Genomic DNA, 21,210 nt, shown 5'->3' on the forward strand with positions numbered 1-21,210 from the left:
CAAAGCCTCAGTGCCATTAAAGTGCTGAGGCTTTTTTATTGGATCAACAAACCGAATTCGACCAGTGCAACAATCCCTAATAACAGGGTCAGTACCTTCCAAAACTGGATTGGATTGCGGTTCAACAAGGGTTGTCTAGTTTTACGCTTCACCAGCTTCGAGTTCGGGGTATAGAGATCAGAGATAAAGTCACCGAGCACTGAGTACCGCTCTGTTGGCTGCTCAGCACAAGCTTTTTGCAGCACCAAGTCAAACCAAGCGGGTAAATCTGAACGCAGGCGCGCAATAGGCTGATAGTGCCATTGATGATGACGAGATTGAGCCAAAGATCGTGGTGTCATTTCAGGGTAAGGCAGTTGTCCCGTCAGCATTTCATAACCAATTACCGCTACAGAAAACAGATCAGAGCGCGTGGTCGCAATATTCTGCTTAATGGTTTCCGGAGCGATGTAGTTGACGGCGCCAAGGGGAACCGCATCTTCTTCAACGGGTAAGCCCTCTTCGATGCCGCGAATCAATACGGCGCCAAGGTCGATGAGCTTAATATCGCCGTTCGGCAGTAGCATGATGTTTTCAGGCTTCAGATCGCGATGAACCATGTCAGCACGTTGAAGTACGCGAATGCCCTGAATGATCTTTTCCAGAATAGTACGCACTTCTGGTAGGCTTGGTTTGGGGTTGTCGTACATCCACTGCCTTAAGGTTACGCCCTCAACCATCTCACACACTTGATAAAGAAACTGCGAACGTTCGTCAGTCGGATAGACCTTCATAATGCGTTTGTTGTTAAGCAGCATGCCTGCCCATTGCTCGTTGTAAAACGCTTTGAGCTGCGCTGGATCGTCGTGATATTGCATTGAAGGTACTTTAATCACGAACTCGGTTTGGGTCTGGGTTTGCATCACACGATATACGTGGCTGCGGGTGCCAGAGTAGAGCACTTCCAACACCTGAAACTGGTCGATCATCTGCCCAAGTTTTAATACCGGAGGAATGACGCGTGTCGCGAGCTTTTCATGAAACTCAATCAATGATGGCTTAGGCAGTTGTGTTACCTCAATCATCAAGCAGCTGACGTTATCCTTGCTGTGCATTGCCAAGGCTTTGTTACAGATCGCCTGAGTTGCAAGTTCAAAATCATTCTGGTTGTTGGTTCCTTCGATCAGATCCTCTTCGCCAATAAACTCATGCACGCCATCGCTTGTCAGAATGAAACGGTCCTTTGCCTTGATAGGCAGGGCTTGGTAATCAACGTTCAGTTGGCTATCCATACCAAGAGCGCGCGTGAGGTAGTGGGTATTCACCAAGTTTTTACGAGTATGATCGCGGGTTAGTTGCTGAATTTTGCCATCACGCAGTAAGTAGATACGACTATCGCCAACATGGAAGATATGAGCAGTATTAGATTTGATGATCACCGCGCTGAAGGTCGAGACCATGGTGTTGTGGGCGAGCTGCTTATCGTCATCCAGTTCAGAGAACGAGGCGTTGAACAGCCAAGAGTTCAGCGACGTCAGCACCTTCTGGGCCGAGCGTTGAATGCTCCAGCTTTCCGGCGTTGCGTAGTAGTCAGTAATGAACTGCATCACGCTGGTGTGACTGGCTTTTTGCCCCTGTTCACTGCAACTCACACCATCGGCAATACATGCTACGCTGCCTTTGAACTCTTGTTCGGCACGGGTTTTAGGGTGCTTAACGATAATCGCATCCTGATTTTCGTTTCTTACTCCTTGATGTGAGTAACCACCATAGTTGAGCTTGAGTTGATTGCTTGCCTGCGGGTGAATGCCTTGTCCCGCATCTGGCGCTGCTGTTTGGCTTTGGCTAAATGAGAGAGTCATAACGTCCTTGCTCCTATCTGCTCATTGTTTGAAAAGGAAGGGAAAGAACAAAAGCTCCGGTCAGAAACAAGAGCTTTTGAACGAAGTAACCGAGTGTCGCATTCCCGGTTACTTCTCCCGATATCATTCAATGAGTGGTTAGCTCGATACGTTAATCAGCGTCACACTACCATCGTCATTTACTTCAGCAATTTGACCATTTGGCTCTTCCATAAACATCAGAGTCAGGAAGCCAAGTACCGCCGTTGCTGCAATCACAAGGAAGAACGTTTGGTAGCTCACAAATGAAAGTACTGTTAGGTAAACTACTGCACCCACGTTACCGTAAGCACCTGTCATACCCGCGATTTGTCCCGTCATACGACGCTTAATCAGAGGTACTGTTGCAAATACTGCACCTTCACCGGCTTGTACGAAGAAAGAACACGCCATTGCTGCAACAACCGCTAGCCATACTGGCCATGTGCTGTCGACTTGACCCATTGCGAAGTAACCCACAGCTAGACCTGCAGTTAGGATAAGCAGAGTCGGTTTACGGCCGAATTTATCTGAAATCCAACCACCACCTGGGCGAGACATGAGGTTCATAAAGGCGTAGGCCGACGCCACCATACCTGCAAGTACTGGCGTTAGCTCAAAGGTTTCAGAGAAGAACAGTGGCAGCATAGAAACAACAGCCAACTCTGAACCAAATGTCGCGAAGTAAAGTACGTTAAGTACCGCAACTTGCTTAAATTTGTACTGGTGAATCTCTGGTACTTCTTCCTTGAAGACGTTCTTATTCACTTTCCAAACTTGAGATACTTCATACACATACAGCGCAGCCAGTACCGCATACACACCATATACTGCTGAGTCTGACAGCATGCCGATACCTGATGGAGAGAGTTTCCAAGCCAGTAGCGCAAGAGCCGCGTACATAGGGATCTTCATGATGAGTAGAAAGAAAAAGTCACCCTTTGACGTTACTTCCATTGCTGTAATTTGCGCAGGTTTGAAGTAAGTAGAACCTTTTGGTGTATCCGATACGTTTTTGTAGAAAATAACTGAGAACAGAAGGCTCATTGCACCTGTCACACCAACGGCATAACGCCAGCCATCTTCGCCGCCGAATACTAGTGCTAATGTAGGAAGTGTGAATGCCGCAGCTGCTGAACCAAAGTTACCCCAACCGCCGTAGATACCTTCTGCTGTACCTAGTTCGTTATGTGGGAACCACTCAGACACCAAGCGAATACCTACTACGAAACCTGCACCGATGAAGCCCAGTAAGAAACGTGCGATAGCTGCTTGCATGAACGAATCAGCGAGCGCGAACATGAAACACGGAATCGAACAGATTGCGAGTAGGGCAGAGTAGACCAGTCTTGGGCCATAGCGGTCGGTCAGCATACCGATGGCGACACGCGCAGGGATGGTTAATGCCACGTTTAAGATTAAGAGAGTTTTGATCTCTTCAGTAGTTAAGCCTAAAGAGGTTTTTACCATTTGCAGTAGTGGCGCAAAGTTGAACCAGACTACAAAGGTGATGAAAAAGGCAATCCAGCTAAGGTGTAAGATTTTCATCTTACCTGTAAATGAGAGCAGCGAAAATTTTGAGTTATCCATGTATTAAATCCTTTAAATATGGAAAGTGTCTAGAGTTCTTCTAGCCGTTCACATGCCAACTCCGTAGCGAGCCTAAATTCTTAATTATAGGCGGCTAAGGCATGAGTATTGGGTGATTCTGAAATACGACCTAATCCGTGATTAGCTTGCTAACGCTTCGGGTGCCAGTACTTGAATATCGTTACCTTGTCTGCGCACTTCAAAGCGAGTCAGAGCGTGTTCAGGCTCTTCCAAGCAAGCTCCTGTCTCTAGATGGTAATGCTGCTTGTAAAGGGGAGAAGCGACGTACGGCTCTCCACTTAACGAGCCAATAATACCACGTGACATGACATTGGCTTTACCAATTGGGTCGAAATTTGAAAGGCCATAAATCTTGTCACTGCGCTTGCAGTAAAAGATCGCGACTTGATGATCAGCCACTTTGGCACACACACCCGCGTTGGGCGTTAGATCCTCTTGGGAGCAAACAGTGGTCCAGTTTTCCATGACAGTCTCCTTGTCAATTTGTTGAGTCTTAGATTTTGTTCAATTTCGTAAAAAGAAGGTCGTAAAGAAAGAAGGTCGCTAGCAGAGTATTGCGTAGTGAAGGGCCTGCTAACGACCAAACTGGCTACGAGACTTCCGTAATTTCAATCTGTTCAGAGCTATTCAATGCTTGAGTGCGCTCGGCATCGTGGTCAGTGTTGATGCTTGGTTTCGGGAAGCGCTGTTCGCGTTCGGTAATGAACGACAGGCTCTTATCCATCTCGTCACTGTTGATGTAGTGTTGGAAGCGTTTCATCTTCACTGGGTTCTCGATGGTGGTCTTCCACTCACATTGGTATTTCTCGATGTTGAGCGCGATGTCCGCTTCAAGTTCAGCCGCGACATTGAGTTTGTCCTCAATCACTACTTCTTTGAGGTAGTCCAAGCCGCCTTCTAGGTTCTCCATCCACACAGAGGTACGTTGTAGGCGGTCGGCAGTACGGGTGTAGAACATCAGTACGCGGTCGATGTATTGAATCAGCGTTTTCTCGTCGAGGTCGGTTGCAAATAGGTCGGCGTGACGTGGACGCATACCGCCGTTACCACACACGTATAGGTTCCAGCCTTTGTCGGTAGCGATAACGCCAATGTCTTTTGATTGTGCTTCGGCACACTCACGAGTACAGCCAGATACGGCGAATTTGATCTTATGAGGCGAGCGTAGGCCCTTGTAGCGGTTCTCTAGTTTGATTGCGAGGCCGACACTGTCGTTAACGCCGTAGCGACACCAAGTGCTGCCGACACAAGACTTCACTGTACGAACTGATTTTCCGTAGGCATGGCCAGTTTCAAAGCCTGCATCAATCAGCCTTTTCCAAATAGCAGGTAGTTCATTAAGTTGTGCACCAAATAGGTCGACACGTTGGCCGCCAGTGATTTTGGTGTAGAGGTTGTACTCTTTTGCCACTTCACCGAGCACAATCAGTCTGTCTGGGGTGATTTCGCCGCCAGCAATTCGTGGAACTACAGAGTAGGTGCCATCTTTTTGCATGTTGCCAAGGTAGATGTCGTTGGTGTCTTGCAGCTCGATGTGTTCATCTTCAAGGATGTAGTCGTTCCAGTAAGAGGCGAGAATTGAGCCAATCGCAGGCTTACACACGGTACAACCTAAGCCTTGGCCGTGAGATTCCAGCAGTTCATCGAAGGTCTTGATCTTGTTGACGCGGATAATGTCGGTCAGCTCTTGGCGAGAGTAGGCAAAATGCTCACAGATATCGTTAGAAACCTCAACACCTAGGTTGCTGAGTTCGCTGTCTAATACCTGTTTGGCCAGGGCAGAACAACCTCCACAGCCCGTCGATGCATTGGTCGACTCTTTCAGTGCTGCCATCGTCGTACAACCAGCAGAAACCGCTTCTTTGATATCGCCTTTGGTGACATCGAAACATGAACATATAACTGCGCTGTCTGGAAGGGCTTCAACACCCATAGCGCTGCCAGAGTCATCTGCAAGGTTTGGTAGAATCAGAACCGATGGGTTTTCAGGCAGTGGCATATCGTTTTGCTTGATTTGCAGCAGTGAACCGTAAGCTTCCGCGTCACCCACTAACACCGCACCGACGATCTTCTTTCCATCGGCAGAGATGATCAGGCGTTTGTAAACCTGTTCGATTTCATCGTTATAAGTGTATGACTGCGCACCTTCTGTTTGGCCGTGTACTTCACCGATACTGGCTACGTCTACTCCCAGCAGTTTAAGTTTGGTGCTCATGTCTGCACCGGTGAAGCTGCTTTCATCTTCACCATCAGAAAGGATGTGGCTAGCCGCAACCTTCGCCATAGAGTAGCCCGGAGCCACTAAGCCGAAGATCTTGTTATCCCAAAGGGCACATTCACCAATCGCGTAGACATCATCGATGTTGGTTTGGCAGTAATCATCAATCACGATACCGCCACGCTCGCCAATCGCGATATCAGAACTACGAGCCAATGCGTCTTGAGGGCGAATACCGGCAGAGAACACGATCATGTCGGTTTCAAGGTGAGTACCGTCGGCAAAGTTCATACGGTAGCGAGCGGTTTCACCAGCCACAATCTCAGAGGTCGCTTTCTCAGTGTGAACCTGTACGCCTAGGTCTTCAATCTTACGGCGTAATAGTGCGCCGCCGCCTTCATCCAGTTGAACCGCCATTAAGCGAGGCGCGAACTCGACCACATGCGTTTCTAAGCCAAGGTTTTTAACCGCGTTCGCTGCTTCTAAACCGAGCAGGCCACCGCCTATTACCACGCCCGATTTACTCTGCTTACTCGACAGTTCAATCGCATCTAAGTCTTCAATAGTACGATAGACGTGACAGTGTTCTTGGTCGTTACCTGGGATTGGTGGAACGAATGGGAATGAGCCAGTAGCAAGAATCAGTTTGTCGTAGCTTTCACGATGTCCACTGTCGGTTATTACCGTTTTGTTTTCGGTATCAAGCTCAGTCACCTTGGCATTCACCAAGTACTTAACGCCATTCTCTTGATAGTAGGCTTCGCTGGTGAGGGCTAAGTCGTCTGCTGACTTGCCGTTGAAGTAAGCAGTCAGCTGAACACGGTCGTAGGCAAGACGCGATTCCTCACTAAAGGTGATGACTTCATATTGTTCTGAGTCAGCTTGAATGATGTTGTCGATAAATTTGTGGCCAACCATGCCATTACCAACGACGACAATTTTCTGTTTGCTCATAGTAAATTCCTTTTTTGCTGGCTTCCTAGCGTTTCTAAAAACAGTCCACTCTCAATGGTGGGTAATTTGCTGTTCTTCCAATGAACTTAAAAACTGTGAATTTTGGGTTGTTGGTATTTAGGGCAGCAAGTAGGGTGCCAGATAAAAAAGGGGATCGTAAAAAATAATATTAATGAATTTATTCAATGACTTGGATAAATAACAAACGACTCAATTACCCCTAAAGTGGTAGATTTAAAAAGTAAGAGATTTATGAAAATGAGCCTTTGTGGTGCAAAATTGATCAACATGGTGCAAATATCTCAATATTTCTTCGCTTGGATTTAATTAACCTCAAGCTTTGTAATTGCATTGATTTTAACTAACTGTAATTAAATGATTTTTTTATTGTCTCGCGTTGGGTTAAATAGTGGTGCGCAAATTGCTTTATTAAAAAAGAGAAATTTTCACTACTGAAAGAGAGCTGAAAGTGGCTTTCTGATTACTCCGGTGGAAGAGATAAAAAAGAACATTGCACGAGGGAAGAGTGATGAGTTCAAACAAGGATTGGATCAAATCAACGTGTGCTTACTGTGGCGTAGGTTGTGGCATTGAAGTAAGGCCAACTGCTTCAGGTAAATTGGAAGTGCGTGGCGACAAAGAGCACCCATCGAACTATGGCAAGCTATGTACTAAAGGCGCAGCACTGGGCGATACCGTCACGCCGATAGGCCGCTTAACTCAACCGATGAAAAGAGTCGCAAGCGGACAGCAACTCTTACCTTGGGGCGAAGCGTCGCAGCTGGTGGCAGACAAGTTCAAACAAGCCATAGAAGAGCATGGCCCAGACTCGGTCGCCCTTTATGTATCAGGCCAACTTCTGACTGAAGATTATTATGTTGCCAACAAACTGATGAAAGGCTTTATTGGTAGCGCCAACATCGACAGTAATTCACGTCTTTGTATGGCTTCGAGTGTGGTAGGGCATAAACGTGCATTCGGCAGCGATACCGTTCCAGTCTGTTATGAAGATCTTGAACAAGCGGAAGTGGTGGTGATCACAGGTTCAAACCTCGCTTGGTGTCACCCTGTTCTGTTTCAACGCCTGCGTGCGGCTAAGCAAGCTAACCCAGCAATGAAAGTGATCGTGATTGACCCGCGCTATACCGACACCTGCGAAATTGCCGACATCCACTTGGCGTTAGAATCGGGCTCTGACGTCGCTCTGTTTAATGGTTTATTGGCTTATCTCGATGATCACGATAACCTCGACCAAGACTACATTGATAAGCACACCCAAGGCTTTACCGAAGCGATTCGAGCAGCAACACGATATCGCTATACCGAAAATGGCTGGGGTGATAAGAGCGTTTCTGAACTGACAGGGTTAACCGAAGCGCAGCTTAAGCAGTTCTACTCTCTGTTTGCATCTAACGACAAGGTGCTCACTATTTACTCTCAAGGCGTAAACCAATCTACACAAGGGTGCGACAAGGTCAACGCCATTCTCAACTGCCATTTGGCGACAGGAAAAATCGGTAAGGTAGGTATGGGGCCATTTTCGGTTACAGGCCAACCGAATGCCATGGGGGGCCGTGAAGTAGGTGGCTTAGCCAATACTTTAGCGGCGCATTTTGAATTTGGTGATCCGCAATCACACCAAACCGTGAGCGAGTTTTGGCAGACCGACCGTTTAGCTACCCACGCAGGGTTAAAAGCCATTGACCTATTTGATGCCATGAACGATGGCAAGATCAAAGCGGTGTGGATTATGGCGACTAACCCAGTTGTGAGCCTGCCTGATAGTGAGAAAATCAAAACCGCATTAGAGAAGTGCCCATTTGTGGTGGTGTCGGACTGCATTGCCGATACGGAAACCACACGCTTAGCTGATGTGGTGTTGCCTGCCCAAGGTTGGAGCGAAAAGTCCGGTACCGTAACCAACTCTGAACGCAGAATCTCCCGCCAGCGCCGAATATTGCCAAGCCCAGGTGAAGCCAAGCCAGATTGGTGGATACTAAAAGAAGTGGCGCAAAAGATGGGATTCCAAGACCAGTTTGATTACCGTCATGAAGGTGAAATCTTCAAAGAGTATTGCGAGATGACTGCACTCGGTAATGAAACAGGCAAAGCGCGTGATTTATGTTTGATTGGATTAACCAAACTCGATGAGAAGGGCTATGGGGAACTCACCCCGCAGCAATGGCCAGTACTTGAGCACCAACCACAGATCATCGAGCAGCGCATGTTCACCGACGGCGAGTTCTTCACAGAATCTGGCAAAGCGCAGTTCATCGCGGTGGAGCATGACAAGCCGATTGCCGATACCAGTGTCGAGTTCCCACTCATCATGAACACTGGCCGTATCCGCGACCAATGGCACACCATGAGCCGCACTGGCTTAGCAGCAGGCTTGGGCGAACATACACCCGAACCGTTTGTTGCCATGCACCCAGACACGGTTGCTGAATTGAACCTTGATGAATTTGGCTTAGATGCTTTCAACCACGCGACCGTCAACCCAGTGGTGAAAGTACGTAGCGCACAAGGGGAGTGCCAAGCGCGTTTGGTTGTCACCAAAGAGATGCGCCGCGAACAAGTATTCATGCCTATTCACTGGAACGCCCCAACCGCCAAAGACAGCAAGCCGTGCGATCTGATTCTGCCTCACACTGATGCCGCATCTGGCCAGCCGGAATTCAAACATACGCCAGTCATGGTAGAACCGTGTGGCTATCGCAGTGAAGCTGCCTTGGTCAGCGACAAAGTAATGGATTGCAGCGGATTTGATTACTGGGTAAGACAAAGAGTGGAGGGCGGCTTTTTATATCGCATATCTTCATCTAAGAACCCAATGGAGCTGGTGATTCAGTTGGCAAATACCCTTGATGCACTGCCAGAACCTGACGCCGATGCGATTAAGTCGCTTCACTACCACGGCAATAAATCATTTAAGAATTATGGCTCTGCCAAGTTGGATCAATTCGGCGTGAAGCAGGCTTTTGTGGTCAATAGCAAGCTCGACCATGACAGCATTGATTGGCTGGTGGCATGCTTAACTCGTGAAGCTGATGAAGAATTTGAAGCCGAGTTTTTAAGTACGTTAGCCAAATAGTCGATGCGATGAATGATCTCTAGCACGTAATATTGGCCTGATAAATTAATGATTAGTGAGTTTTTACACCGGAAAATTTTGATTATTAACTTACTAATGAGTTGAAAAGTAGAGGAATCTTCTATTTGTAGTGATCTTGTGAACAACCTTTGTTAAATCTTGGGCAGTTAGATACCTAATGATTGCATTCTTTAATGAGCGGTGATATTCAATGCGCTGAACCAATTAAAGAATCAGACTTATCCTAAACTGATATTGATTGGATACTGAGAAGCGCTGTTGAACCATGACAGCGCTTTTTTTGTTGTTGTCTTGCTGCTTGTAAGCGCAGTTACGATAGGTAGAGTTCATGAGTCAGTTAAAGGCTTTATTCCATAAATACACCCACTTGATGTCTGATCAATCAAAAGGGGTAGCAGCTTCGATACTTTGTTCAATGCTGTTTGCTTGCATTCCTGCCTATGTACAAATCCAACCGGATATGGGGCCAAGTTTCATTTCTGGTGGCGAGAGTCACTGGTTGGCTACGCAACGTATTATTTGGAGTACGATGCTGTTCTTCATCTTGCTGTTCTTCACCAAGCGACTGCCGCTGTTGTGGGATGCATTGAAGCAGTGGCGTAAGTGGCCAAAATACATAACTTCAGCTGTTCTTGTCGCGCCGCAGTACTGGATATTCGTTTGGGCTCCAGCCAATGGAGAAACCCTCAACCTCGCACTTGGATACTTCACCATGCCGATTGTGATGGTGCTGATTGGTTGCTTCTATTACAAAGACAGTCTCACGAAGCTACAAAAAGTGGCGTGTTATTTCGCTTTGGCAGGGACTATATATACTTATGTGCTGGCATCGGGCCTGTCTTGGGTGGTATTGGTCGTAGCGCTCGGCTATCCGGTCTACTTTATGTTTCGTAAAACCAATCCAATGCCGACCGATATTGGCTTGGCCGTCGACCACATTATGATGCTTCCTTTAGCTATCTTTGGGGTGTTCTATCTATACCCAGCCGATCATTTTATGAACCTGCCAGCCACGTCATACCTGTATTACCTTGGCCTAGCGGTAGTATCGGTGACGCCAATGTTGCTCTACCTATTCGCCTACTCAAAACTACCAGTATCTCTGTTTGGTTTAATGGGTTACGTAGAGCCAACCTTCATTTTTATTGTCGGGCTACTCATTGGCGACAACATTGCGCTACACGAAGTACCAACCTACCTGTTAATTTCGTTCGCCTTAATCGCCCTAGTGATGGATGGCTACAAACGAATGAAAGCCAGCAGACTCGCCAAAAAAGAGCGTTCTTAACCAGCTAGCTCTTAACAACGAAGCTGTCACCCTTCTACACATAAACGTCGACGATCCTGTCGGCGTTTTTTATTTTTAAGTATGAATTACCTATTGAATAAACATCAAGTATCACATACTCTATCTCGTATTGGTATGATGTTCTGTAAGGTTCGGTTAATGCCTTATGTTCGTCGTGCATGTCACGAGTTGGTTTTAAGTTAGATCGAGGTAAGTTGATGTCTAAATTGGCGATTTCTAAGTTCTTTGAACAAAAACTGGAGGCTCCGCTTCACAACACCGTTTGGTCGTGGGGAAGTGAGAACGCCAAAGGGATTTACCTACGTGCATGGAATCGCACCAAAGTCGGCGACAAGTTCGACATTGCCAACGTTGGTATGGAGACAGACGATGATGGAAGAACACGAGCGGGTGGCGTAGAGCGCGCTAAACACGTTAAAGCCATCACTCAAGGCAAGCCGGGCTATATTGTGGCGATTGACGGTTACGTCGATGATGCAGGCAAATCTCATATTGTTGATTACAACGATAAAGCAGTGTTTCGCATTGTGTCACTAACGGTGAACGAGCAGGGCAAAACCTTAGCTGAAGTAGACTACGACACCCCCGTACTTATCGACATGATTGGCGAAGAGACAGACGTCACCGCAATCATGGAAAGCCTATCAGACAAACCCAAAGCCCTAGCAACCTTAGCCAAGGCAGAAAAGCTCGGCTGGCAGATCACAGGCTCAAACGCGCAGGGTGTGACCATTCTTCTTAAAGGCAAGAAAACCGGCCTTATCTTATACACTGGCGAATTCAGCGCCGCTTAGGAGTGACCATGTATAACCAAGGCGATCTATGCCCATACTGCGGCTTAATCATCATGCTACCGCCAGACCTAGAGCCAAAATGCCTAGGCTGCGGTGAAGAAATCAACCAAGAAGATGATGAGTAACCATGTATTGAGTACGTTTCTGTGTCTTGACGAAACCATGTTGGATTTTTCTGCTTTTCGTCACATTAGTAACAACGTGAAGTAGGTAAGGTGCTGTTATTAAAAGGTTAGTTAGGCTTAGCCTGAACGGTAAAGGTTGCTAGACAGAATCATTTTGTCTAATAGAGCTGTTATATTATTTTAAGAGGGGAGGGTTTTGGAAAGATTTGAAGTTTCAGTTGATGGCTTAAATCATAGTGTATGTATAAAAAATACTAGTGAATCACAGGCTATATTAGAGCAAAGAAAACTAGCAGGGTTAATAGGCAGTTACATCGCTGGTAGCCCGGCTACGATAGCAAGTTTAGTCAGTTTATTTATATCTTATTGTGGGTTGGTCTTGCTTTGGTTCAGGTTTGAATTGGAAGGTATTGAGTTATTTGACTATATATCATTTTCCGATTTGTTCTTTGGGTTTTTTAGTGTTTCATTCGCACCAGTTTCAATTGCGGTTATTGTGTTCTTTCTCTTTTATGGTCTCAATAATTATCTGAAAATAAAGTGGAAAACAGGAAAGTATGGATTCTGGTGGATCCTAAGTATGTATTTGCTTGGTGCTCCATTTATAGTCGGTTTCATTCATTTGAAGATCTTGGAGCAAGACTTGGTTGAACCATGTTTAAACTCTGAAGTCGTTTATGAGGTTATATTTTCTCCACCTTCAGATAGGGTGGAATCAGAGCTGTATTTGATTGCAAGTTTGAGTGAAAATAAAGTTTTTAAAAAAAGTAAGCGAGGCTGTAAAACATCGCCCAGCTCTGAAGAAGAACTGCTGGATTATCAAATATTGGTAATACCTAGCAATCAGATTCAGTCTATATCTCATAAGGCAAATAAACAAATAGTATGACAAAGCGTTTAAGATAGATTCCCGATGCATGGCATTTTCATTCCATTATTGGGTTTTGTGTTTACGGTCGTATAGTTAGGTTTCGTGGTAGCGTTGCGTACTACTCAACATTGCGTTAACTGTCTTTCCACACATTAACTATTGATTTAGATAAAGTTTAGTGTATATTACGCAATAAGTTTCCCATGGAAACAACGGTATTGCCTTCTATCAATCAGCAATGGTTGATCTTCAGCTGTGAAATTCACACTGACGGGGGTGAGACGTCAAATTTTCATCAACCAAGTGGTAACTTACTTTTACTTGGGTTTATACCGTGGAAAAGCTCGAGCTAACGCTCGGGCTTTTTTGTATGAGGAATATATGAGTTTAGAAAAACAATTAGCAAGTGTGATTAAAGATGAAGCGAAAAAGCTAATCAAGAGATATCATGAATACCACAACCGTTTGCACTTGGAGCATGAGAGAAACAAAAAAAGACTCGGTGATTCAGCGCCCACTAAGATTGTTCATCAACCAGATTACTGGTCTATCGATAAAAAATTTAATCCCTTCTATGTATTAAAGAAGCATAAAAGTATCGCAAGATCCATTGCGAGAAAAATCGAAGATAGAACATACACCCCCAATACTCCTCATATAAAAATCGTTCCTAAAGCTGATGGTGGGGAACGAAAGGTGTCTATTTTCCAGATTCCTGATGCAGCAGTATCGAAGTTGTTTTTTAATCGACTGTTAGCAAAGAATAAACACAGATTTAGCTCGTTTTCTTATGCTTACAGAAATGACCGAAATGTTCATTTTGCGATTCAAGACATCTCCGTTGACCTACGGAGAAATGAGCGTACTTTTTTAGCTGAATTTGACTTTTCTGACTATTTTGGTTCTATCTCGCACGACTATTTAACTAAACAGTTTGACCAAAATGGTTTTTTCATTAGTACAGAAGAAAGATTTGTAATCAAGGTTTTCCTGAAAGATAGAATCGTAGGTATACCTCAAGGTACGTCTATTAGCTTATTTTTAGCCAATTTGACATGTTGGAATTTTGACTCTGATCTAGAAAGAGAGGGAGTTAAGTTTTCTCGATATGCCGATGACACGATTGTGTGGACACCCGACTACTCGAAAATATGTAATGCGTTTGGCTTGATAAATCAATTTTCGAATGATGCAGGAGTAAAAATAAATGCTGCAAAATCGGAGGGTATATCATTGTTGACCAAAGAGGATTTTCCCTCAGAGATATCAGCTAAAAGTAGTTTGGATTTTTTAGGGTACACCCTATCAGTTGATAATGTTTCTATCAAAGATAAGTCAGTCCTTAAAATTAAAAAGCAAATTTCTTATATTCTATATAGAAATTTGATTCAGCCATTGAAGCAGTCATCTTTAGCAGGTCAAGAGATTCCAGCAAACGACAAAGATAAAAACTTCCTTAGTGCAATGATGCAAATTCGTCGTTACATGTACGGTGGATTGAGTAAAAAGCAAGTTAAGGACTATCTATCAGGTCGTACAAAACGAATTTATTTTAAAGGCGTAATGAGTTTCTATCCGCTTGTAAATGATACTGAACAATTAACCGAGTTAGATGGGTGGTTATTATCTGTTATTCATCGTGCGGTTCAACATCGAGAGAAACTATTACGTAGTAACTGGAATTACAATCGTTCTCACAGTTTTCCATTTAACCAATCGCGAGAACAGTTATTGGAAGAGTGTGCCAAAACTAAGGTTAACGGTAAGTATTTACTAGAAATTCCGAGCTTTTTATTAGTGCATAAAGCACTGAAAAAAGGCTTGTTGGAATCTGGTATTGAGAAAGTCATGAACCCAGACTCTCTGAGTTACGATTACTGATACACGCTAGCTAGCAATCTGTTTAATAGTGATTCGCAACGCTTGGCATTTTCACCATGCGCCGGTTTTTAGTGTTTGAGGTGGTTTGCAGGTACTTAATTATCGCGTTATTCGCCCCACCAATAGGGCAACACATGGAGGAAACAATGAATTCAAAAGAAGTCGTCCTAGCTTTTTGGGATGCGATGAAAACTAATGATTTTGCCAAAGCGAGCGAATGGCTGAGTCCTGATTTTGAGGTTTTTTGGCCGCAATCAGGGGAACTTACAGTTGGCCGAGAAAACTTCACAGCAATTAATTCCTACTATCTAGCAAATGGTGTTTGGGAGTTTGAAATTCATTCGCTGGTCTGTGATGGAACAACAGTTGTAACGGATGTTTCAATAACTGATAGTGTTCAAAAGCCCGTGCCATTACCTTTCATATCGTTGAAAATGGTTTAATCGTGAAGCAAAAAGAGTTTTGGCCTGATCCTATGGAAGCGCAGGAGTGGCGAGCCAAGTGGGTAAAAATCGTCTCTGAATAAGATATACGCCTAGCAACTTGTGAATGATTCATTTAGCGGCGGTGCCACTGATTGTTTTTGTTCACGGTACATTTAATCCATTAGCTATAAGTGAGCCTGAGCCTCGGAAGGCTCAATCTATCTAGTTTCTAAGCATAAAGGACACATTTAATGAGATTAAAATACGAGACGATAATTCCAGTGGTGATGGGTTTACTGTCGTTTCCCATTTTTTATGTAAGGGCGGCAACAAACGCATTAGACGACAGTGACTTTGTCGGACTAACAGCGTTCAAATCTCCTTTTTATACCGCCTACTTGTGCCTTATGGTTCTGCTGTTGGTTGCTAGCGTCTATGGGCTCTAATCCAAAGTTAGGTTGAAACGAGAAGTCCCTTTAATTTACCTTTCATCAATAGCCACTGTAGTCTCTTGCAGCATAGCCATGTTGCTTGGGCAGTTACCATGTCTATACGAAAGCTATGGTCACCAAACTATTGATACTGTATTGAAACAATCTTTTCTATGTCCTAGTTATTCTATTCGTTCTTACACGGGTAATTTGTCGACTTTGTTGGTCGCTTTGATTGGTGTTTTATCAAGTAAAAACCTGTCTCTTAGGCTTCTTCGCACACACTGAAGAAGATTTTAGAAGCGAACGGTTAGTATGCGAATAGTTCGATTAAAAGGAGAAAAAATGGAAGTTCTAATTGAACAGGAAATCGCCCTGCATCAGTATGAAATTAGGCAGAACCTAAATGAAGTGCAAAGGTTACTTCATTCGAGCTTTAAAGAAGTGGGCCGTTCTGGGCGTAGCTTTGATTATGCTGCCATTATAGAAATGCTTCAAAGTGAGGAACCGGCCGACGGGCATATACATTCTCAAGAGTTTGAGTGTATTGCTTTGGAGCCATTTGTTCAGCTACTTCTTTATAAATCAGCATGGGTATCGAAAACCGGAGCCATTAGCGCGTATACAAAGCGTTCATCGATTTGGACTTTTACCGGCCAATGTTGGCAGATGAAATATCATCAAGGTACTCCATGTGAAGCATTTGAACTTCAGTAACAACAAGGAGCGTTTATGTTTAGAGTAATCTACGAGTGGCGAGTCCCACTTGATAAAATGGAAGAGTTTCAAAGTGTGTGGCGCTCTGCGACGGAATCTATTCACGAATCGGTAGAAGGCGCACTCGGTAGCTTTATGCTTCAATCGTCGGACACGCCAGAAAAGGTATTAACCATCGCAAAGTGGAGAAGCCGTGAAGATTGGGCGCTGTTTTGGGGAAACCGAAACCCAGAAAAAATGCTGAAGATACGTGAAATAGCCGAGCGTGTTTCCGTTGAAGCGTTCGATGAAATTGAAGATAGAACCAAATAGAACGCTTTAGCTACCTCATTAAGGTTGAATCACAACGCTTTGTATTTAAAGTTGGGTTTTAGTGCTTAAAGGGTAATGCTCTATGTAAACTGTTTGGTAGTACACGCTATTTAACACGGTGTTGTGTTGCCGACGAACTGGTATTTGTATCGTTAGTGATTGTTATAAGTGTGATCCTTAATTGATAATGAACGATACCTTGATGTTTTGTGTTCCACTTGCTGCATAATCTCGCTTTTGAAAAATACACAGAGAAATATATGCGGTTTATTCTTTTGATGATGATGTTTTTTTCGTCCGGTTGTGCGAGTGCCTTTGATATGCACAGGCTTAATCCACCCAATAGTCGAGAAATTGAAGCTCATAGCCTTTCTCAGTATGTGTATCGCGGAGCTGAGTTGGCGGCTGAAAAAGGTGCTAAACAGTATGCTCTAGTAATTGAAGTGAATGGTAGAGGTGAACGTAGCATCTGGGTTTATCTAATAAATAACGACAATGACCTCAAAGAGCTAGACCAAAAAGTTAAGAATAATGATGACCTAAAGTTACTCGATATCTTCGATACGGATGTAAATGTTGAACGAAGATATGTGCCTGCTAACTCCGTACCCGGATTGGCTTAAATTCAAATTGAGCGTTGAGTGGCTGAGTGATGTGAATCTCTAGTTTTGATGTTACTTCCACCTCTCATAACACCCTACACGTACAGAAATTAGTACCTGGTCGTTATGCAAGATGTCATTGAGATGGAGATACAACTATCTATTTAAGAAAGTTAATCGTTTCTGTTGACTGTGTGTTATATGAGTGAAAGCACGGGAGTATTGGTTTGAAAATATGGAGACACCTTGGTTTATTTATTTGTTTAACGTTTGTTGGTTTGGCGCAAGCGAATAGCACAGGCAAAGTTCAGCAAATTCTAGAATCAAGATTCAGTTGTAAAGATCGCAATCTCGAAGATCTATGTTTCTTATCGATTGATAAGCGTGACAATGAGCTAATCATTTTTTTGAGCTCGGCACTGTATCGAACTAACCATTATAACAAAACTGATTCTTTCTTAGAGGCTGCTAATTTGTCGCATGAGATTTATCAGTCAATCGCCTCTAAAGTTGATTCAATTGATCTAGGTGGTCGCTCTTTAGTCGTAATGATGGACATTATGTTCAAAGGAGAGAGGTTGACTACGATTCATGATGTAAATAGTACGGTTTTTGTAGATTTAGATAAGCGAATTGATGTTTATCAGTTATTGAATAATCATCGTCAATTAGTAGCTGAATCACCGGAGAGTAAAAAACAGAAAACCCTTAAAACTGGGGAACGCTTGGCTGCAACTTATGAAGTAACTACGGCGTATGAAGTTGTTTCTAGTGATGCAGTCAAGAATGACAAAACAGGTCAATTTGAAATTTCAAAAGATGCTCACTCGACAGGTAAAAAAGTACAGCATACAAAGATTACACACGTTTTAGTCTGGTTCCCTTTACCGGAAAGATTCGAATAACTCGATGTCCCGTCTTCTGGGCTATCTAATATCGCTAAGTACGGCTAATCCTTAGTTAGTATCATCACAATGCTCTTTGAGTTAGAAGGAGTATTAGAATCCGTTAAATTACTCGAAAGAGTGTTGTTTGGTGTTCCTACCGAAAATGACCTTTTATAAACAACTTTGAAACTTATAGAGCTTAATAGTGTGCACAGTTACACATTTCATCATCTATACGCATGATGGTCATTCCTGTTATTGTTTCTGTGAATTTATTGCGTGTGGTTAACGTATAAAGTATGGCGTTACATTTACTTTACAGCATTAAGCTAAACAGGCTTTCGGCTAAGTTAATACCCAAAAAAATATAGACAAATAGACATTGTGCCTCCACTGAGCGGAATTAAACGCAACCTTTGCAGACGCTCGTTGCGGAAAATCAATGTCGTTCGTTCGCTCACCATATTCAAAAATATTAGGTCAAATAAGTGGATAAATTAAAAATGGACGTTGGTATTCCTGAGGGCATGACTATTAACTCAAGCTTTGATGGGATGAAAATTGAACGTAGATGGTTTTCAAATCAAACGTTGTTTATGACGGTGTTTGTTGTTGTCTGGGATAGTTTCCTTTTTTACTGGTATAGCAATGCTCTAAGTTCGGGCGGGTTTACGAAAGAGAATGCTGTGACATTAGCGTTCCCTCTAATACATCTTGCAATAGGAATATTTCTGACTTACTACGTTATTGCTTGTTATCTAAATAAAACCACTGTTTCTGTCAGTCATAGTTTTGTTGAGTCTAAGATATCACCAGTACCATTTGGTTTTAAAAAACTCATACCTTCATCATCGATCGAACAAGTTTACTGTAAAGAGGTTGTCAAGAAGTCAAAAGACGGCTCAAGTGTAACGTTCGAGGTACGAGTCATATTAAAAGATCGTAAAAATATACGTTTGGTATCTGGATTGGAATTAAGTGAACAAGCGTTGTTTCTTGAACACGAGATTGAATCGTACCTCGGTATCAAAGATGTCGAAGTGAAAGGCGAGTTGAGCTGATATAAAACCACTGCGTCAGTTGCTGAATTCTGGCGCTGTAAAATCTGAGGTGGATGTGAAATTTATATCACTGTTTATGGCGGTATTGTTGTCTGGCTGCGCTGGATTTATGGAAGGAGTCGACTTCACCGCTTATGAAGACCTTAAGGTGAGAGAGCGAACCAACCCTAGGTACCCTAAAGTTGCGGTCGAGAATGGGCTATCGGGCTATGTTGAGATGACATTTAACGTAACCAGCCAAGGGGATGTAACGAATGTAGTCGTTGTAAAATCTTTCCCTAAAGGGCTGTTCGAGGAAGTAGCTGTCCGAGCTCTAACGCAATGGAAATACGAGCCCTTCGAAAGTGTAGAATCAGTTCCTCAACAAATTCGTTTCGATTTTAAAGCTAACTCCAAATAGGGTGTAGAAATAACATATGGGCTAGAGTGCCTACTTTGTTTATACACAGACAAGGAAATAATCAATGCAGGTCATTATTAACGGACGAAAAATAGAAAACCCTTTCGCAATTGCATTGGTTATGCTGTTTGTGTTGTCAGCGATTGGTGGAGTCGTAGCGTTGTTTTTGTTTGTGTTTCTTCCGCTAATTGGTGTTTTTGTGTCTGGAGCTATCGGGTTGATATTGGTAGTTGTTGTGCCGATAGTTATATGGTTTCTAGTGCCTGTACTGTTTCTATCAATGATCAGTTGGGTGTTTGGCAAAATACTAAAGTAGATGTCACCCAATGATAGAACGACTGCCGAGCACTGATCCGTCTCTCATAGCACTCTCGAATACAGTGTTTGCCGAATTACGAAGTATCTATCGCCCAACGATGCTGGCTCAACAGAACAAAATGGCATCAACGGGTGATTGGACCTACTTCGGCTATTACTCGGAACAGCAATTAGTAGCGTTCGTGAGCGTTAAGTTCAGTGGTGATACTCTCCATTTAAGCGCACTTGCCGTAGCATCCACTTCGCGCCGAAAAGGAGCTGCTCGACATCTGATCTCGAAAGTTAAGCAAATGTTCCCTCATGCTAATCAAATATCGGTTTGGTGCGTTGAACAAACCGGTAACGTTAATGTTTTTGAGTCACTTGGCTTTAAAGTGGTAGAGAGAATAGTGTCTGACTACTTTGAATTGACGAATACGTCAGACGAAAAAGCCATAGAAGTACGACTTGAGCGTAAGCTTTAAAAGTAAAAGTGAGTCATGAAGGAAAGGTAATGGAAATCTGGAAGTTATTGTTTTTTATCCCTGCGTGTTTTGCTCTGAATATGACGCCTGGCCCGAATAATTTGCTGTCGATGAATAATGCGCGTTGTTATGGCTTTAAGTCTGCCTTTATGGCAGGTCTTGGTCGAATTGCGGCGTTCGCAGTCATGATTGGGTTGGCGGCTTCAGGGTTAGCTGTGGTTTTGTATGCATCGCAAACACTGTTTCTCACTATTAAAGTTGTAGGGGCTGCATACCTGTTATGGATAGCTTTTAATCTCTGGCGCTCTGAAGCAAGTCCTATATCAGAAATCGATACTGTTCAGAGCCGTTTAGGCTTAGCCAAACAAGAGTTTTTACTGGCCGCCGGTAACCCAAAAGCGATTCTCATCTTTACTGCATTTCTACCTCAGTTTGTCGATGTCTCGGCCAATGTAAATGAACAGTTTTTGATTCTTGGGCTTACATTCTTAGTCTTGGAATTAGGTGCGATATCTCTTTACGCCATATTCGGTATTTACCTGAGACAGTGGTTCATCAAGCCGAAAATGGCCAAACGATTTAACAAGGCATGTGCTTCCTTTTTGGCGCTGTCGGGGGCAAACCTATTAATCAGTCGTCAATAATTTATCCGTTACTCACAAGGAGTTTGAAATGAAAAAGACATTTAAGAATGTAAGTCCTGAATCAGGCGAAATCACGGTTCAATTGGAGCAAGCTAAACTGAGCTTTCATGTCGAGTCTGGCGCAGAATTCACGTTGGAATCAAACGAAGGAGCTGATGTGGTGTTTTCTTCGGCTAGTCCAGATGTAAACCTCGTCATCGAACCCGTGTGAT

At 43.8% G+C, this 21,210-nt stretch carries 19 protein-coding genes and 1 pseudogene; 16 read left to right on the top strand and 4 right to left on the bottom strand.

Features of this window, described 5'->3' with window-relative positions; all coding sequences use genetic code 11:
- Positions 1–35 precede the first annotated feature (35 nt).
- The 4 genes from KI743_RS01105 to nirB form a co-directional block, all read right to left on the bottom strand.
- Complete coding sequence (locus KI743_RS01105) at positions 36–1,841, bottom strand: bifunctional protein-serine/threonine kinase/phosphatase (protein ID WP_285464333.1); 1,806 nt, start codon at positions 1,839–1,841, stop codon at positions 36–38.
- Between the two features lie 138 nt (positions 1,842–1,979).
- A complete protein-coding gene (locus KI743_RS01110; protein WP_152470408.1) occupies positions 1,980–3,449 on the bottom strand; it encodes a NarK family nitrate/nitrite MFS transporter in 1,470 nt (489 codons plus the stop codon).
- A 141-nt stretch (positions 3,450–3,590) separates the two neighbouring features.
- Positions 3,591–3,935, bottom strand: a complete 345-nt coding sequence (nirD, locus tag KI743_RS01115; RefSeq protein WP_032552319.1) for a nitrite reductase small subunit NirD — start codon at positions 3,933–3,935, stop codon at positions 3,591–3,593.
- 124 nt (positions 3,936–4,059) lie between these two features.
- Positions 4,060–6,642 carry a nitrite reductase large subunit NirB gene (nirB, locus tag KI743_RS01120; protein ID WP_285464336.1) on the bottom strand — a complete coding sequence of 861 codons (2,583 nt, stop codon included), beginning with the start codon at positions 6,640–6,642 and terminating at the stop codon, positions 4,060–4,062.
- Positions 6,643–7,171: 529 nt separating this feature from the next.
- Here nirB and KI743_RS01125 point away from each other — a divergent pair.
- The 16 genes and pseudogenes from KI743_RS01125 to KI743_RS01200 all read left to right on the top strand — a co-directional run bounded on the left by KI743_RS01125 (position 7,172) and on the right by KI743_RS01200 (position 21,209).
- On the top strand, positions 7,172–9,736 hold the full coding sequence (locus tag KI743_RS01125) for a molybdopterin oxidoreductase family protein (protein WP_373417774.1): 2,565 nt from the start codon (positions 7,172–7,174) through the stop codon (positions 9,734–9,736).
- 349 nt (positions 9,737–10,085) lie between these two features.
- Positions 10,086–11,045 carry an EamA family transporter RarD gene (rarD, locus tag KI743_RS01130; protein WP_285464340.1) on the top strand — a complete coding sequence of 320 codons (960 nt, stop codon included), beginning with the start codon at positions 10,086–10,088 and terminating at the stop codon, positions 11,043–11,045.
- Positions 11,046–11,263: 218 nt separating this feature from the next.
- On the top strand, positions 11,264–11,860 hold the full coding sequence (locus KI743_RS01135) for a hypothetical protein (RefSeq protein WP_285464342.1): 597 nt from the start codon (positions 11,264–11,266) through the stop codon (positions 11,858–11,860).
- A gap of 321 nt (positions 11,861–12,181) precedes the next feature.
- Positions 12,182–12,874 (top strand): hypothetical protein, encoded by a 693-nt coding sequence (locus KI743_RS01140; protein ID WP_285464344.1) that lies wholly within the window; start codon positions 12,182–12,184, stop codon positions 12,872–12,874.
- A 363-nt stretch (positions 12,875–13,237) separates the two neighbouring features.
- Positions 13,238–14,737, top strand: coding sequence for a reverse transcriptase domain-containing protein (locus KI743_RS01145; protein ID WP_285464346.1), 1,500 nt, complete (start codon positions 13,238–13,240; stop codon positions 14,735–14,737).
- A gap of 146 nt (positions 14,738–14,883) precedes the next feature.
- Positions 14,884–15,263, top strand: a pseudogene (locus tag KI743_RS01150) (nuclear transport factor 2 family protein).
- Positions 15,264–15,938: 675 nt separating this feature from the next.
- Positions 15,939–16,310, top strand: a complete 372-nt coding sequence (locus KI743_RS01155) for a DUF4440 domain-containing protein (RefSeq protein WP_285464347.1) — start codon at positions 15,939–15,941, stop codon at positions 16,308–16,310.
- Between the two features lie 15 nt (positions 16,311–16,325).
- The gene (locus tag KI743_RS01160; protein ID WP_285464349.1) at positions 16,326–16,622 is read left to right on the top strand and encodes an antibiotic biosynthesis monooxygenase; all 297 of its coding nucleotides are present in this window, start codon (positions 16,326–16,328) and stop codon (positions 16,620–16,622) included.
- Between the two features lie 260 nt (positions 16,623–16,882).
- Positions 16,883–17,245: a hypothetical protein gene (locus KI743_RS01165; protein ID WP_285464351.1), complete on the top strand. Its 363-nt coding sequence runs from the start codon at positions 16,883–16,885 to the stop codon at positions 17,243–17,245.
- Between the two features lie 206 nt (positions 17,246–17,451).
- Positions 17,452–18,129: a hypothetical protein gene (locus tag KI743_RS01170; RefSeq protein ID WP_285464353.1), complete on the top strand. Its 678-nt coding sequence runs from the start codon at positions 17,452–17,454 to the stop codon at positions 18,127–18,129.
- A gap of 470 nt (positions 18,130–18,599) precedes the next feature.
- Positions 18,600–19,172 (top strand): hypothetical protein, encoded by a 573-nt coding sequence (locus tag KI743_RS01175; RefSeq protein ID WP_285464354.1) that lies wholly within the window; start codon positions 18,600–18,602, stop codon positions 19,170–19,172.
- Positions 19,173–19,227: 55 nt separating this feature from the next.
- The gene (locus KI743_RS01180) at positions 19,228–19,572 is read left to right on the top strand and encodes an energy transducer TonB (RefSeq protein ID WP_285464356.1); all 345 of its coding nucleotides are present in this window, start codon (positions 19,228–19,230) and stop codon (positions 19,570–19,572) included.
- Between the two features lie 64 nt (positions 19,573–19,636).
- Complete coding sequence (locus tag KI743_RS01185) at positions 19,637–19,888, top strand: hypothetical protein (RefSeq protein WP_285464358.1); 252 nt, start codon at positions 19,637–19,639, stop codon at positions 19,886–19,888.
- A gap of 10 nt (positions 19,889–19,898) precedes the next feature.
- Positions 19,899–20,354: a GNAT family N-acetyltransferase gene (locus KI743_RS01190; RefSeq protein WP_285464360.1), complete on the top strand. Its 456-nt coding sequence runs from the start codon at positions 19,899–19,901 to the stop codon at positions 20,352–20,354.
- A gap of 29 nt (positions 20,355–20,383) precedes the next feature.
- Positions 20,384–20,998 (top strand): LysE family translocator, encoded by a 615-nt coding sequence (locus KI743_RS01195; protein ID WP_285464361.1) that lies wholly within the window; start codon positions 20,384–20,386, stop codon positions 20,996–20,998.
- A 28-nt stretch (positions 20,999–21,026) separates the two neighbouring features.
- Entirely contained in the window at positions 21,027–21,209 is a 183-nt protein-coding gene (locus KI743_RS01200; RefSeq protein ID WP_285464363.1) for a hypothetical protein, read from the top strand.
- The last annotated feature ends 1 nt before the right edge of the window (position 21,210 follow it).

Source organism: Vibrio sp. D420a, assembly GCF_030248625.1.
Classification (GTDB): domain Bacteria; phylum Pseudomonadota; class Gammaproteobacteria; order Enterobacterales; family Vibrionaceae; genus Vibrio; species Vibrio fortis_A.